Below are 16,174 nucleotides of genomic sequence, written 5' to 3'. Positions count from 1 at the left end.
CCCCTTCACCCCTTCACCCTTCACAAATCACCTCCTCAACAGGCTGGGTGCTGAACTCGGTGGGTGTCATGCCGTACTGACTGCGGAAAGCCCGGCTGAAATATTTGGGATCGCTGAAGCCAACGGCAAAAGCAACTTCAGATACACTGGCTTTACGCTGTTTCAACAACTGTTCGGCTTTTTTCAGGCGCGTGGTTCGCAACAGATCGATCACCGACAGACCCGTGAGCATTTTCACTTTACGGAACAATACCGGCCTGCTCATCCCTATTTCGCTCACCAAACTGCCGACGTTAAATTCAGGCTCGTGCAAGTGCTTATCGAGCACCATCATTAGTTGATTCAGGAATTTAGCATCGGGGTGGTCAAGTTCCTGTGCCTGAGGCTGAAGTGTCACCTGGCGGTTGTACCGGGCTTTCAGTTGCTCGCGCAGGTTCAGCAGGTTGTTTACCCGCGCCTGAAGCAGAATGGGGTGGAACGGTTTAGTCAGGTAGTCGTCGGCACCCGTTTCAAGGCCGGTGAGCTGATTATCTACCGTGTCTTTTGCCGTGAGAATAATCACCGGAATATGACTGGTTCGCGGATCAGATTTGAGGCGGTGGGTCAGGGCAAAACCGTCCATGATAGGCATAGCCACGTCGGCAATGATGATATCGGGCAGTAATCGGGCGGCTTTCTCCCAACCTGCAGCCCCATCGGCCGCTTCAATAACCTGATAGGTATTCTCGAACAAATGACGAATGTAGGTACGTATATCGTCCTGATCTTCAACCAACAATACAATGGGCCGCACTGAACCCTCTTTCGGTAGCAGCCCGTTTTCAGACAGTAGAACCGGCGGAAGCGCTACAGTTGTCAGGGCCGGTTCCGGCTCGGCAGGCGTCGATACCGGCGCCTGGTTACCTATGGTATTGCCCACCGGTAGCGAAATGGTGAAGCGGGTAAAACCCGATTGATGAGCAGTCGCTTTACAACTTTCAACATTTATCTGTCCACCGTGCTGCTCCACAATGTGTTTACTCAGTGCTAAACCAAGGCCAAACCCGGAATCACGCGTTCTGGGCTGATTTACCTGGTAGAACTGATCAAATATATGGTCAATATCGCCGGCCGAAATTCCCTGACCGGTATCTTCAATCACTATCACCACCCGATCACCCATTGGCGAAGCCGTAAATTCCTGTTGTAGCCGGATAGACACTGTGCCGTCGGCCGGTGTGAATTTGAAAGCGTTTACGAGCAGGTTATACACCACTTTCTCCAATTCCCCCACGTCGATTCGGGCTATCAGTGTATCAACCTCCGACTCATAAATAAGCGTAATATGTTGGGAACGGGCGTGTTCAGCGAACGAATCGGTGATAGTACGCAGGAAGAGAACCATGTCTACCTCTTGCTGCTGAAGCTGGATGTTGCCCGTTTCGTGCTTTCTGAAATCAAGCAGTTGGTTCAGCAATCGCAATAGCCGATCGGTGCTGTTGCGCATAATGGCAAGCTGCTTCTGAACCACCCCATCATTGGCATACTGATTAGCCAATACCTCGATTGGAGCCATCACGAGCGTTAATGGCGTACGAATTTCGTGAGCGATCTCGGTGAAGAAATTTAGCTTGATCTGATGTAGCTCCTGCTGTCGGTTTTTTTCATCATGTTCCACCTTCAAATCGTGGGCCAACTGCAGACGGTTCCGGTTAATGCCCGACCACAGCCGCAGTAGACCCAGAAAAGTGAGTACATACAGTACATACGCCCAGGGTGTTTTCCAGGGTGGCGGCAACACCGTGATTTTCAGCTCCAGCGGTTTCCGGTTCCAGACATCATCGTTGTTAGTACCCTTAACCCGAAGCGTATACGTACCTGCGGGCAGGTTCATGTACATGGCCTGCGGCTCGCTCACATAGTTCCAGCCTCGGTCGAAACCAGCGAGTTGATAGGCATAGCGATTCTTCGGCGAGTTGATGTAGTTAAAGGCCGAAAAACTAAGCGAGAATACGTTTTGCTGGTAGGTAAATGTAAGCCCCTCTTCTGAGTCAACATTCAATCTGTCAACTACTTCCTCTGATTGAGCAGGCAATGGTTGATTAAATAACCGGAGCTGAGTGAAAGCCAGTTTCGGGGCTGTGGTGTTGCGGCGAATGCTATCGGGGTGAAACATGACAATGCCGCTGTAACCCCCGAAATAAAGCTGCCCCCGCGCATCCTGAAAGGTAGAATTAGGCGTAAACTCTTTGCAAACCAGCCCATCTTCTTTATCATAAGCGATAAACGTTGACTGATCGGAATCAAACTGAGCCAGGCCCTTATCAGTACTGACCCACAACCGACCCCGTTGATCTTCCTGAATACCAAACACGGTATTGCTAGGCAACCCATTACTGGTTGTGAACCGCCGGAACGAACGCTGATTGGGAAGCAACAGGTTTAATCCGTTCTCGCGCGTGCCCACCCACAGTTGGTGTTTTCGATCTTCGAGCAAACAAACAACGTGATCACTACTCAGCGACGTACTGTCGCCGGGCTTATGCAGGTATCGCACGAATGCATCCTGACCGGTTATTTTCCGGTTGAGCCCCCAAACCGTGCCCACCCAGAGTTGCTGTTGACTATCGACCAGCAATTCGATCGCCGCGTTTGAACTGAGTGAAGTATTGCGATTCGGCTCGTGACGAATGGAACTAAACGACTTCATCTGTTCATCAAACCGACACAGACCACCAAAATAGGTGGCTACCCAAAGTGTTCCCTGCGCATCCCGTTTCAGGTCGTAGATGTGGTCATCGGGCAATGATTTTGGGTTATTCGGTTCGTGCAGATAGCGCGTCACTGTCTGACGGCGCAAATCAATGTAATTTAGCCCCTTCAACGTACCTACCCACAAACCGGCAGTACCATCGGCAAGCAGGCATTTTACTTTATCGTTGGTCAGCGACTGACTTACTTTCGGATCATGTACGTAGTGCCGGGCAATACTTTTGTCGGCATTTACCAAAAAAAGGCCGCGATCTTCAGTACCCACCCATCGCTGATTAGGCGTCGTAGCCTCTAGCATTGGCCCCGCAATTTTAAACGGCATTCCCCCCCGGCTATCAACCGGGCGATAGGAGCCAAACTGGCGGGCAAGCGGGCTATACATGGCCACACCACCATAATACGTACCTACCCAAAAGGAACCGTCGCGGTCGCGGAATAACGACCGTACTGAGTTATCGCTGAGCGAACTGGGGTCGGTAGGCTGGTTCATCAGGGTACGCGCCCTGCTTCCATCCTGCGCAATGATGTGCAGGCCGGTCATGGTACCCACCCAGAAATTACCCTTCCCGTCGGGCATAATTGTTCGAACCGTCTGCGTGCTGACGTCGAGTCTGGGGGCCGGATTCCACGACACAACCCGCCCTTTCTGCTTATCGAAGAGCGCAATTCCGTTTCGCTCTGTACCAATCCATAACCGGCCGGCCTTGTCTTCGGCAATGGCGTTCACCCCATTCGAGGTATTGTGGTAGACAGAATCGGCTGAATGCAGGTAGTAGTTAGTCAATTCAAACTGACCCGACCGCGTTGGTTTTAGCCTGGCCAAACCACCCGACGTACCTACCCATACATTCCGCTCCCGATCTTCGTAAAGCGTTCTGATCGTTTGGTTGGACAGGTCCCCCTGCTGATCGGTTAGATCAATCAGACGATCACAGCGGTTAAGGTCTGACTTGTGAAGGCGAAAAAGACCACGCGACGTACCTAGCCAAACCCGGTGTTGATGATCTTCCAGCAACGTATTGATGGTTGACTCCGCAGGCTTACCGGTTGTAATTACCAAAGGCGAAACAGGCAGAAAATCATCCTGCTGATGACGGTATATACCAATACCTTTCGACGTACCCACCCACAAGCGCCCCTGCTTGTCGAGCAGCAAGCTGTTGATGATATTCGAGGCCAAACTGTTGGGAACACCACTTCTGGGCTGATAAACAATCACATGGCGAGAGTCGTACCGGTTCAGGCCATTGCGGGTACCAAACCACATGAATCCTTTAGGGTCTTGCGCAATGGCATATACGCTGCTTTGCGACAAACCCTCTTCAACACTTAAGTGGCTGAAATGCTCAATGCCTGTCTGCCCCTTTGCCCTTGGCAGCAAAGCGAAATACAGGGCCGAAAGCCACAGAATTGTCGAGAGTTTCATGCTACTCATTCGTGCCATGTCATTCAATTCGTGGACTTTGTGCTACTACTGACTGGAGAAGCCTATGTAACTACTCTCAGCATATAGATTAACTCCGCTTTTTTTGTAGGGCCTGATACCGTAATAGGGCTTCGAGGTAGTAATAATCAGCATAGACCAGTGGCACATCGATTTCACTTTTGCCCGGCTTGTGCCCCACACTGTGCTTGAGAATAAAATGATTGTTCTCTCCAGCCTTCGCCAGGTACGTTGGGCTCGACAAACTTTCGAGCATGGTCACGGCCGACTGGTAGTAGGTTTTGGCCGACGAACCGCCATAGGTGCTCAGTTCAAGCAGGGCCGACGCCGTAATGGCACCCGCCGAGGCATCACGCTCTTCGCCCGGAATATTGGGGGCATTAAAATCCCAGTACGGAATTTTGTCGGCGGGCAGGTTGGGGTGTTTCAGGTAGAAATCGGCAATGCGCTGCGCCAGTTTCAGGTATTTCTTGTCTTTCGTTTCCCGATACATGGTCGTGTAACCATATAACGCCCAGGCCTGTCCCCGCGCCCAGGCCGACTCGTCGGCGTAGCCCTGATGGGTTCGGCGCGCTTCTACGTTACCACCTTCACCATACAATACTACGTGATAACTACTGGCGTCGGGCCGGAAATGGTTTTTCAGCGTCTGATCGGCATGCGTCACGGCAATAGTGCTCAGCTGTTTGTTTCCTCCTGTTTTAGCAGCCCAGAACAGAAACTCGAGGTTCATCATGTTATCCACGATAACCGGATAGGCATACACTTTACCGGCTCGATCTTTAAAACTATTCCAGGATTTGATGACGCCGTAATCGGGCCGGAAACGCGTAGCCAGCGATTGGGCTCCTTTCAGCATTACCTCCCGATAGACCGGATTTTTGGTCAGTCGGTAGCCATTGCCGAAGGGGCAGTATAGCATGAAACCCAGGTCGTGCGTACCTGTATTGTTCTGTTCTTTGGCCACAGCCATAGTCCATTTGTGAGCGGCTTCTTTCCATTTTGGATCACCGGTTTGTTCAAAAAGATACCAAAGTGACCCGCCAAAAAAGCCGCTGCACCACCAGCTCGATTTCATATCACGCGGACTACCATCGGGATTGGTCGACTGCGGGAATTTAGTAGTATCGGGGTGCGAGGCCAGCATGCCTTCGTATTGTTTGGCCGCCAGTGCAAACGATTCGTTTACATTAATCGTCGATTGAGCCGGTGCCAGATGGGCCAGTAACACAAGGCCAAGCAAGGAAATATATCTGATCATTCTTGTAGGTAGTGAGTGATGCACTATGGTGGGGCAAGAAAAAGGGCGCCCGATTTTACTGTTCAGCGGGCCATCAAATCCAGGAAAAATCAAAAATTTCATAAACTCCCTTACATAAAACCCAGCTAGTGTGTAGTGTTGTACTGCTCCGCGAGCAAGGCCGGCCCTGCTGCGCGAAGCAGTACAACACTACAGGTCAAATATCCGACCTCCAATATCCCAAATCCATTCTCTCTCTAAGCAATTTTTAAGTTCTGCTTAAGTCTATTTTAAGGGTTGAAACCGAGTTTTGTAGTTAGTATATATAGTAACCAGGCAATCCGATGACTTTCATTTCCCGCTTAGGTATATGGCTAATTTCTCTTTCGCTTCTGGCGGTATCGCTCATACTGAATCAGGTGGTGGGCCTGATACTACGGCTTAGAAAACAGATTAGCATTCGAAGCTTTCTCGGTTACTAGAAAAACGAGCAAGCATGTAGTGGGTTAGCAACATCGGTTAGCGTATCGAAATGATTTATGCTCAACCAACAGTTAAGTGATATCAAACCCTTCGGGATTACCTTCAACAGTGGGCAAAAAGCCACTGCCCGAGTGTGGCATACAGCTGCTACTCGCGTAGCCATTCAAGTCGAAGGTCAGGCTGCACCGGTTGATCTTATTCGTGCCAATAATGGCTACTGGGAGGTTGAAACAGCCTATATCAGACCTGGCGATTTATACTCTTTGCTGGTTGATGGTGAACGAATCTATCCCGACCCGGCTTCGCTGGTACAGCCGCACGGCCCTTATGGCCCTTCTGAGGCAGTAGACCTGAAAAACTACTATTGGGAAGACGGTTGCTGGGTAAACCCAGATATGGATGCCTACCGGCTAGTTGACCTTGACCTGGGCAGTTGCACGGCTGTCGGGACGTTCGATGAAGCCATACCCCGAATCAGGCAACTGAAAAAGACCGGCGTTACGGCGGTTGTTATTAGCCCAACCCAACCAGTTAGCAACGCGGCCAATTTATACGATACGTCGCCCATTTATAGCATTCAACCGAAACTTGGCACGCCCCAACAGCTTCAGCACCTCATTAATGCCTGCCACTATGAGGGCGTTGCCGTTACTATCAGCCTCGATTATAGTCTGGTTTGCCCCACCGAAGCGAACCGGCAGCAGGTTGAGCATTTTCAGAGCCGTCGCCTGCGTACCGCCTGGGTCGATCAGACGCTGCGCGTCGACAGATCCCGTTCAGAGGCCAGTATGCTTTACGCGCTCGACAATGCGCTGATGTGGTTTCGTGATTTCCATGCTGATGCGCTACGGTTGAGCAATGTACATGCACTGCCCGATTCCGAATTATTTCTCAATCAGCTCAGAAACGCTACCGACGAGTTAACAGCTTCGACCAACCGGCAGTATTATCTACTGATCGATTCCGACACTACCCAACCGGTAATCAACTGTCAGTATTTTCACCATCTTCCTGAAGTAGAAGAGAAACCTGCTGAACCGGCCACCGAGGCCTCACCGAATACGCTGCTTCCTAAACCTTACCGGCAGGCCTACGTTTACAATACACGGTTCGCCTCCATACTGAAAAGCCTGTTCAATCGCCGCACCTAGCTTGACAGGTAACTTACTTAACAACCCTGAAAACGATCTTTTTCTATGCTCGACACCTTATTCGGTGCCCCTGCTATTCCATTTGACCAACTCGGACAAATTGAACAGGGTGCGCCCAGCCTCATTATTTGGGCAGCTCCCATTTTGCTCTCGCTAACGGCCATCGAGATGATCGTTACCTACATTCAAGAGAAGCCGTACTATGAAAAATGGGAAACCATCGGATCAGTACTGGTTGGGCTTGGGTCACTGGTGGTTGGGGCGGCCCTCAAACTGGGGTTGCTCTACGGTGTTGTCTGGATCTATAACCTACTGCCCTGGCGCATGACACTTCAATGGTGGACGTTAATTCCCTGCTACCTTATTTTCGATTTCTTCAGTTATTGGGCGCACCGAATGTCGCACGAGAAGCGATTTTGGTGGGCTACGCATGTGGTTCATCATTCGGGCGAAAATTATAATCTAAGCACCTCGTTCCGGCTAAGCTGGATTCAGAATCTGAAGATCATTTTCTTTCTTCCTGTGGCCTTAATCGGCTTTCACCCTATCATTTTTTTCACTGTCAGTCAGGCTGCGGTACTGTTTCAATTCTGGGTTCACACCGAATATATTCACAAGCTTCCGCGCTGGGTTGAGTATATTTTTGCTACACCCTCTAATCACCGCGTACATCACGGCTCACAGGAAAAATACATCGACAAAAATTTTGGGGCTACGTTTATTTTCTGGGATCGACTGTTTGGTACCTATCAACCCGAAGAAGAGCGACCTGTCTATGGCATCACAACCAACATTGGGCAGAAAGCCAATCCCTTACACATTAATTTTCACGAGGTTGCTGATATCATTCACGACGTTAAGCAAGCCCGGGGATGGCGGCGGAAGTGGTTTTTTCTGTTTGGTAGTCCTATAGAAGTGGCCCGTCAGAAGCAGCAACTGGCTGAAGTGAGTGACCTAACAGACAAATAAGTCACTGTGTATTTTTCTAAGGATTTTCTAAGCTCAAAATAAGTACTTTTTAATTTGTAAGGTTGTAGTTTGGGCTATTCTTGCGGCCTGATTAACTGGCAGTTCGTTAAAACCCGATCAAGATGATACAACCACATACTCAATCGTTTCGATCTGAAACAAAAGACGACTTCCAGGAAGCAGCAGTTACTCTTGAGTCACTCAAGTTATTGGCTGGATCATTATTGGTTAGCCCGCACATTCCCACCTTATTTACGGGTAATGTGTCAGATGATCTCCATGCATACGATTCGCAAACTCAGTTGTTGAAGGCCTATTACAAGGCCCTAAACGAACTGCGCCGTCAGGAACCGGCCTTGCATGATATGAGTCGGAAATTAGTTGCGCTCATTCCACCAGATAATGAAAATGTGCTTTTTCTACACCGGTGGGTTGGTAGTCAGCACTTGCTCTGTTTGCTAAATTTTACGGCGATGAAGCAAGAAGTTCACCTGCCCGCAATGGGCATGGACTGGCACAAATCTATTGATTCGGCGGCTCCCTGCTGGAATGGTCCCGAAGCAGCGCCCAATTTCATAGCCGACGCTGAACGCATTGTGTTGCAGCCCGAGTCTATCATTATCTACAAATGCTGTGACTAATGCGATGCCGGATTACATCCTCACTCCGGTTACTCTTTACTTCTCGGAGAGTAAACGCATCAGCACTCCGTTTGTCCAGCCAAATCCATCCTGATTGGGGTACTCACCTCCCTTAGCGGCATCGGTGTTAATGACGTCATACTTCTCAACCAGTTTACCCGTGGCTTTGTAGACCCGCAAATTCTCATTAACCCAGTTTTGCTTAATCTTGTTGGCCAACGGAACCTGCCTGTAATTACGCAACCCCCGAATGGCTATCCACTGCAATGGAGCCCAGCCATTGGGTGCGTCCCACTGCTCGCCTGTACGGCCAAGCGTAGTGGTCAAACCCCCGGGTTTTAGGAAAAACCGCTCGAGTTTGCGCGCCACAGCTACGGCCTGTTGTGGTGAAGCCATACTCACGAAAAGCGGATAAACGCCCGCCAGCGAATAAACGATAGACGTTTTACGGGCCACAAAATCGTAATCGAAGAAGAACTGGCTTTTTGCATTCCAGCAAAAGCGCTGAATAGCTTCGCGGCGTTGCAGAGCTAGTTTCGTGTACATTTCTGCTTTTATCTTGTCGCCTTTTAGCGAATAGCCAGCGGCCAGTGTCTGTTCCAGGTTTAGCAGCAACGCATTCAGATCAACAGGAATAAAATCGATGGTATGAATAGTTTGCAGGCTTTTATAATCCCGAAACCATCGGCTGCTAAAATCCCAGCCCGATTCGGCACCAGCCCTGATGTGCCGGTACAAGGATGCCTGATCTTTGCTATTTCTGGCCAGGTTCACATCTTCCCGATACGACTCGGGCCGGGGCGTTTGCTTGTCATCGTAGTAACGGTTCAGCACCACACCATCATCAAGTCGAACTACGCGTCGAATAGCGGGGCGCTGCGCTGTCAGTTCTGCTTTCCCATCCATCCAGAAATTATACTCCTGCTGCAATTGAGGCAGGTAATTGAGTAATACCCGCCGCCCCTTCACTTCAGACAGCAGATTGACCATAAACGAGAAAAACGGCGGCTGCGACCGACCCAGAAAATAGGTTCGGTTACCGTTGGGAATAAAGCCAAAGGTTCGGATCAGGTAGGCAAAATTGTCGACCATATTCTGAATCTGAACCGTTTTGCCCGACGCTTTCAATCCCAGCATCGTAAAATAGCTATCCCAGTAATAGATTTCGCCAAACCGTCCGCCCGGAACGACATACGATTTGGGCAACGGAATCAGCGTACCCGCCAGCTTCCCCGAGTTGGGCGAAGCGGGGCGGGTAAGCACGGGCCAGAGGTCGGCAATATGTTGCTGCGCCGACTGCCCCGCTTTACTCGTATAGCCGGACGCTGGCCGAACGGGCAAGGTAAAATGCTGGAGAACAAACGCTTTCAGATTAAATCCTTCCTGCGTACGGGCTTTTTCGTAGTTACTCAGAATGGTTGCCACCGAAAATTTCGGTGTACAGTCGGCAAACGTTTTCGAGTCAGGAAAGACGGTATTCATCTGAACAGCCTCAAATAAAGCTCCGAACTGTTCATCAGGGCCAGCCGGCAATATGGCAGGGGATTGCTTTTTATCGAGCGCCCGCTGACCCCACGCGGGGGTCAGACAGAGCAGAAAAAAAGGAACCAATGCAAGCTTTTTCAACGAGGTGTTCATGGCAGGTTAACAGGCAATACAGACTCAATTAATTGCAACGCCGCCCGCACCGAACCAGATTGGTCCTTAAGGCCATCATTCAGGTCTTTCATGGCCTTTTCCAGCAGGTACGTTTCCAGCATAATTTGCAAATCGGCCGTATCGCGGGGAATGATCGAACTCTCCTGAACGGTGTCGAAATAAGCTTTCAGGAAAATAGAACTCACCTGCTTTGCCCAGAATTGCGAATAAGGAAGCAGTTGCCCGGCTTGTTCGTCGGCAATTTGGTCACTCGTAGCAAAGGCCTCATCGACAACGTAATAAAGCGAGCGTACCATGTCGGCGATATCGCGCAAGGGTGATCGTTTCAGGCGGCGCTCGCTGTAGGTCCGGATCGGATCGCCGCCAAAATCACGGATGGCCAGATCACGCCCCGTCAGCAGAATCTTTTCCAGTTGCAAATCACCGTGAATCCTGATCTTCATGGTGTCGAGTTTATGGTCATAAATGCGCCGGAACGTTTTAAGAACAGTTTCCCGACGATTCATCAAAGCGTTGGCCATCGGTTGCACATCGGCCGGTAATTCGTTGTGGCTTTGGTTGAGTTGCTTGTAGGTCTCACGCACCAGCGACTGCATACCGGAAAACAGTGAACGTTGATAATGCAGCGAGAACGCCTCCGGCTCAAATTCCGCCTGATCCGTCACCGACGATAACGCCAGGTGCATTTCACCAATCCGTACGCCTAGCAAATGGGCCTGTTCGGCAGCCCGACGACCCAGTAGTACCTGCGTTTCAGTCGGCATATCATCGAATGAAATGGGTTGACTGAGTGTGCTATCGGGTACGTTCATGGCCAGATCGAGCTGGGTTTTGTCGCGCGCCAGTATCCTTTCGATGTAATTGTTGACCCGTTCCAGTACATATTGCTTTCCATTGCCATACAGCCCCACCTGTTCTTCCAATACGCCGAGTAACACAGATTCGCCATTCATACGCATACTCACAGCGCCAACCTGAGGAGCTACATTCTGAAAATTAGCTTTCTGAATCAGAAACTGACTCAATTCGGCATCGGGATTTATGGCCAGATCAACCTTGCGATACATTTTAAGCAAAAAACGACTATCATAACTGATGGATAGGTAGTTAGCGCTTACTTCCAACAGTTTTGCTTTATTTTCCTTATGCTCGGCTTTGTAATCGACCAGGGCAGGCTGCTGCTCAAACAGCAGTTTATCTTTAGCAACGTACCTGGTTTTTTGGCCTTCGCTTTCTTCCGCCGGCTTACTCATCTGATCGATCAGCGCCTGTTGAACCGGGGCCAGATACAGACCATCGCAAAGTGCGGTAGTTTCCCCGCCGATGTTGAGGTTGGCCAGTATTGCCTGCGGACAGGTTACACTCATTTTAGACACCTGTTCGCCACTTGTCTGCGCCAGCACGAGTTGAAAAATTGAGGATACTCCCCGTTCATAAGCCACTTCGATCAGGAGTACATACGCCACCGAATCGGCCAGTGGCAGGGTAGTATGGTGACTGATCGTCACCTCCCGCATAGCGTCTTTCTGTTCGCCCAGCCAATCGGTTGTGAGGAGATAATTGGGCAGTACTACCGTTTCCAGCACGGTACGGTTTCGACTATCGATCAGGTTGGTCCAATCATCGAGTTCAACAGTGGGTAATTGACGCGTATCGACCACGCCCGCCGCTGTCTTTTGAAGTACAAACCACTGATAATCATAAGAGGCCAGGGTAAAGAAGTAATTTTCCCGTTCAGTTATAACCGGAAAGGCATTCTTGCTGAACAGCTCGACAGGTACGTACCCGGCATAACCTGGCAACTCAATCTCGGCGGGCTGGGCATATTTCGACAGATTAATGACAATCAGCAGTGTCTCGTCTTCGTAACTCCGGGTAAAGGCCAGCACTTTAGGGTTCTCAACGGTCAGAAAACGCATATCGCCTCGCCCAAACGCCTTATGCTTCCGCCGCAGGCCGATCATCCGTTTCATGAACCAGAACAACGACGATGTGTTCCGGCGCTGCGTTTCCACGTTGACCGACTCAAAATGGTATTCCGGGTCCAGAATCGTGGGCAGGTATAGCTTCTGCGGGTTGGCCGACGAGAAACCAGCGTTGCGGTCGGGCGACCATTGCATGGGGGTACGTACCCCATCGCGGTCACCCAGATACACGTTGTCGCCCATGCCTATCTCATCGCCGTAGTAGATGACTGGGGTACCTGCCAGCGAGAACAGCAGGCTGTTGAGAATCTCGATTTTTTTCCGGTTGTTTTCCATCAGCGGAGCCAACCGGTGCCTGATTCCCAAATTAATCTTTGCTTTTGGGTCTTTAGCGTAGGTTTTGTACATGTAATCCCGTTCTTCGTCGGTCACCATTTCGAGCGTTAACTCATCGTGGTTACGCAGAAAAATAGCCCATTGGCAATTATCAGGAATAGCGGGGGTTTGATCGAAAATATCGGTGATCGGATACCGGTCTTCCATTTGCAGGGCCATGAACATGCGAGGCATGACAGGGAAGTGGTAATTCATATGGCATTCGTCGCCATCGCCAAAGTATGACGCCGAATCTTCGGGCCACATATTGGCTTCGGCCAGAAACACAACGCCGGGGAAATGGGCATCAATGTGGCTTCGGAGGGTTTTCAGGAAAGCATGCGTTTCAGGTAAGTTTTCGCCGTTGGTTCCCTCCCGCTCAAACAGATAAGGCACTGCATCAAGGCGGAATCCATCTACACCCAATTCACACCAGTAATCGATCATCCGAAATACTTCTTCCTGCACCAGCGGATTATCGTAGTTCAGGTCGGGTTGGTGATGGAAAAAACGGTGCCAGTAATACTGTTGTGCTTCGTGGTCCCAGGTCCAGTTCGAACGTTCAAAATCCTGAAAGATAATGCGCACATCGCCGTATTGAGTCGGGTCATCGGTCCAGACGTAATAGTCCCGCTCGGGCGATCCTTTGGGGGCTTTTCTGGCCCGCTGAAACCACGGGTGCTGGTCAGACGTGTGGTTGATGACCAGCTCGGTGATGACTTTAAGGTTGCGCTGATGGGCTTCGCTGAGGAGGGTTTTGAACTGCTCTACCGTACCGTATGACGTGTTGATATTGTAGTAGTCGGCAATATCGTAGCCATCGTCGCGCAGTGGCGACGGGTAAAAAGGAAGCAGCCAGATAGCCGTTACGCCTAGTTCCTGCAGGTAGTCCAGCTTTTCGAGCAACCCCTCGAAATCGCCGATTCCGTCGCCATTACCGTCGCGGAACGCTTTAATATGGAGTTCGTAGATAATGGCATCCTTGTACCAAAATAGGTTATCCTGCGTTGTTGCCTCATTTTGTAATGACATAGCTTTCTTTTTCCGGTTTATGCATTGTGGGCTTCGTTGGCGACACAAGCCATGCAGGTCAATCGGACCTGAACGTTGAGATGTGCAACAAGCCACACGCCTGTAAGAATTTGCTTATAACAACCTTAGAATATCATTAGAGGACCCGGTTATTAGCCCAAAAAGCCCGGTAACTTATCGTACAGGCCCGCTCTAAGGAGATTCTAAGATTTGCTTAAGCCCGCTCTAAGTCCAGAGTACTTACTTTGTTGACACACACTGCACGTATCAGTAATACACCAACTTTATGAACACGTCTAAGCATTCATTCAACCGATTACTGATCGTTTCGTACCGGTTACCCTTCACCATTCAGACAACTGATGAGGGACCGGTACTGAAGCAGAACTCAGGGGGACTGGTATCAGCGGTACTGTCTATGGCCGAACGAATGGGTCAGCGAGGCGACGAGGCAGCGAGTAAGATTCACTGGGTGGGTCATGCCGACCCCAGCCTTCAACAAATGAATTTGTCTGTGTTTGAGAACGAAACGTTTGTGGCGCATCCGGTTTTCATGGATGAATCGGTTCACAAAGGGTTCTACGAAGGCTTTAGCAACGACTTGTTGTGGCCTTTGTTTCACTATTTTCCATCATATGCCTCGTTCAATGAGCAGGATTTTACGCATTACCAGCAAGCTAATACCCGCTTTTTAGAAGAACTGACAACGCTGATTCAACCGGGAGATCTGGTGTGGATTCACGATTTTCAGCTCATGTTGCTACCCGATATGGTGCGCAAAGCCCAGCCAAAAGCGGCTATTGGTTATTTCTTCCACATTCCATTTCCGAACTACGAAATCATTAAACTCCTGCCACGTACCTGGCGTCAGCAACTGATCGAAGGGGTACTGGGGGCCGATCTGGTTGGTTTTCATACGGCCGATTATGTGCAGCATTTTTTGCAAAGCGTTTCGGAAGTACTGTCGCTACCCCTCATTGGTCAACGGATCGTACTCGAAGACCGCTCGGTATTGGTTAAACATTTCCCTATTAGCGTCGATTTCACCAAGTTCAGTAGCAGCGGCCAGGAACAAGAGGTTGTTGCTCTTCGGGAGCGCTATTTATCGCTACTCCGACACAACAAGCTCATTTTTTCGGTCGATCGTCTCGACTACACAAAAGGCATCGTTTACCGGTTGCAGGGGTATGAACGTTTTTTACAGCAACAGCCCGACTGGCACACCCGCGTTACGTTTGTCATCACCGTGGTGCCTTCACGCGACCAAATTCCGCAGTATCAGGAGCTAAAACGCGAGATCGAAGAAAACGTGGGTCGAATCAACGGGTTGCACGGCACCATTGGCTGGCGGCCCATTGTGTACTCATACGGTTCGCTGAGTTTTAACGAGCTGGTAGCCCTGTATACTGCCTGCGACATTGCCCTGATCACCCCTGTCAGAGACGGCATGAATCTGGTTTGCAAAGAGTTTGTGGCCAGTCGGAATGACCAGAGAGGTGTACTTATTCTGAGTGAACTGGCCGGTGCTGCTCAGGAGCTCCAAGAGGCGTTGATCATCAACCCAACGGATACACAGGAAGTAGCCGACACCATTGAGCAGGGATTGACCATGCCTCAACCCGAACAGGAACGGCGGATGATCCATATGCGCAATCACTTACAAAATCATAACGTTTTTCGCTGGAGCAACTCATTCCTGAAAGCCTTTGACGAAGTCACATCCACAGAATCTGACATGGAAACAAGCTTGCCTGTCTCTTCCTTTATGACTGCTTTTCAGGAAGCGCGTCAACGTATGCTACTGCTCGATTTCGACGGCACGCTGGCCCCGCTGGTCAATAACCCGGCCGATGCCCGGCCTTCCGAGAGTTTAAAACGAGCCTTGGCCAGCCTGGCCGAAAATAGCGATCTGGTCGTGATCAGTGGACGTAACCGCGCGTTTTTAGAGAAAACCATGGCGGGTATTCCCGTGTATCTGGTAGCCGAACACGGTGCTTTCCTGAAAAAACCAAGTCAGTCATGGGAGCGCCTCGACCTCTCCTCCGACGATTGGGTAGAACCGGTACGGGCCGAAATGGCCAGGTACGTTAACCGCTTTGCCGGTTCGTTTGTGGAAGAGAAAGAAACAGCTATTGCCTGGCATTACCGCATGGCTGAGGCCGACGACATTGAAGGTAGAGCCGTTGAACTGGCTTCTGGCCTGCGGGGGCTGTCGTCGTCGGTGCCGCTTACCGTTATTCAGGGGAATAAAGTAGTGGAAGTGAAACCCGCCAAACACAGCAAAGGCACCGTAGCCATCAGCATTGCCGAGCAGAAATCATATGATTTTATTGTTAGCATTGGTGATGATGCCACCGATGAAGATATGTTTCAGCAATTGCCCAACTGGGCCTATACCCTTAAAGTAGGGTCGGGCCAGTCGTTTGCCCGCTACCGGCTCGCCCGGCAGCGCGACGTAGAGATGCTGCTGCAACAGATGAGCGAAGTGCTAACTGAAGTGTAGT

The 16,174-nt window shown here is 50.3% G+C and carries 8 protein-coding genes; 4 read left to right on the top strand and 4 right to left on the bottom strand.

Annotation, left to right across the window (positions count from 1 at the left end; translation table 11 throughout):
• Window positions 1-13: 13 nt before the first annotated feature.
• Together ACAW87_RS04795 and ACAW87_RS04790 are read right to left on the bottom strand one after the other, a co-directional pair.
• Window positions 14-4,177 carry a hybrid sensor histidine kinase/response regulator transcription factor gene (locus ACAW87_RS04795; RefSeq protein ID WP_370722019.1) on the bottom strand — a complete coding sequence of 1,388 codons (4,164 nt, stop codon included), beginning with the start codon at window positions 4,175-4,177 and terminating at the stop codon, window positions 14-16.
• Window positions 4,178-4,265: 88 nt separating this feature from the next.
• A complete protein-coding gene (locus tag ACAW87_RS04790) occupies window positions 4,266-5,456 on the bottom strand; it encodes a glycoside hydrolase family 88 protein (RefSeq protein ID WP_370722018.1) in 1,191 nt (396 codons plus the stop codon).
• Between the two features lie 518 nt (window positions 5,457-5,974).
• On the opposite strand from ACAW87_RS04790, the gene ACAW87_RS04785 reads away from it, so the two are divergent.
• From ACAW87_RS04785 to ACAW87_RS04775, 3 genes are all read left to right on the top strand, one after another.
• Complete coding sequence (locus tag ACAW87_RS04785) at window positions 5,975-7,069, top strand: alpha-amylase family glycosyl hydrolase (RefSeq protein ID WP_370722017.1); 1,095 nt, start codon at window positions 5,975-5,977, stop codon at window positions 7,067-7,069.
• Between the two features lie 45 nt (window positions 7,070-7,114).
• Window positions 7,115-8,038 carry a sterol desaturase family protein gene (locus tag ACAW87_RS04780; protein WP_370722016.1) on the top strand — a complete coding sequence of 308 codons (924 nt, stop codon included), beginning with the start codon at window positions 7,115-7,117 and terminating at the stop codon, window positions 8,036-8,038.
• Window positions 8,039-8,160: 122 nt separating this feature from the next.
• Window positions 8,161-8,679, top strand: a complete 519-nt coding sequence (locus tag ACAW87_RS04775) for a DUF3459 domain-containing protein (RefSeq protein ID WP_370722015.1) — start codon at window positions 8,161-8,163, stop codon at window positions 8,677-8,679.
• A 36-nt stretch (window positions 8,680-8,715) separates the two neighbouring features.
• On the opposite strand, the gene treF is transcribed toward ACAW87_RS04775, so the two are convergent.
• Together treF and treS are read right to left on the bottom strand one after the other, a co-directional pair.
• Window positions 8,716-10,317, bottom strand: a complete 1,602-nt coding sequence (gene treF / locus ACAW87_RS04770; protein WP_370722014.1) for an alpha,alpha-trehalase TreF — start codon at window positions 10,315-10,317, stop codon at window positions 8,716-8,718.
• On the bottom strand, window positions 10,314-13,670 hold the full coding sequence (gene treS, locus ACAW87_RS04765; protein ID WP_370722013.1) for a maltose alpha-D-glucosyltransferase: 3,357 nt from the start codon (window positions 13,668-13,670) through the stop codon (window positions 10,314-10,316). Before treS ends, treF begins: the two co-directional genes overlap by 4 nt.
• A 286-nt stretch (window positions 13,671-13,956) precedes the next feature.
• Here treS and ACAW87_RS04760 point away from each other — a divergent pair, with 286 nt between their 5' ends.
• Window positions 13,957-16,173, top strand: a complete 2,217-nt coding sequence (locus tag ACAW87_RS04760; protein ID WP_370722012.1) for a bifunctional alpha,alpha-trehalose-phosphate synthase (UDP-forming)/trehalose-phosphatase — start codon at window positions 13,957-13,959, stop codon at window positions 16,171-16,173.
• Window position 16,174 lies beyond the last annotated feature (1 nt).

Origin of the sequence: Fibrella aquatica, from assembly GCF_041321135.1 — a bacterium.
GTDB classification, from domain to species: Bacteria; Bacteroidota; Bacteroidia; order Cytophagales; family Spirosomataceae; genus Fibrella; species Fibrella aquatica.
This window is presented reverse-complemented; position numbering and strand designations above follow the sequence as displayed.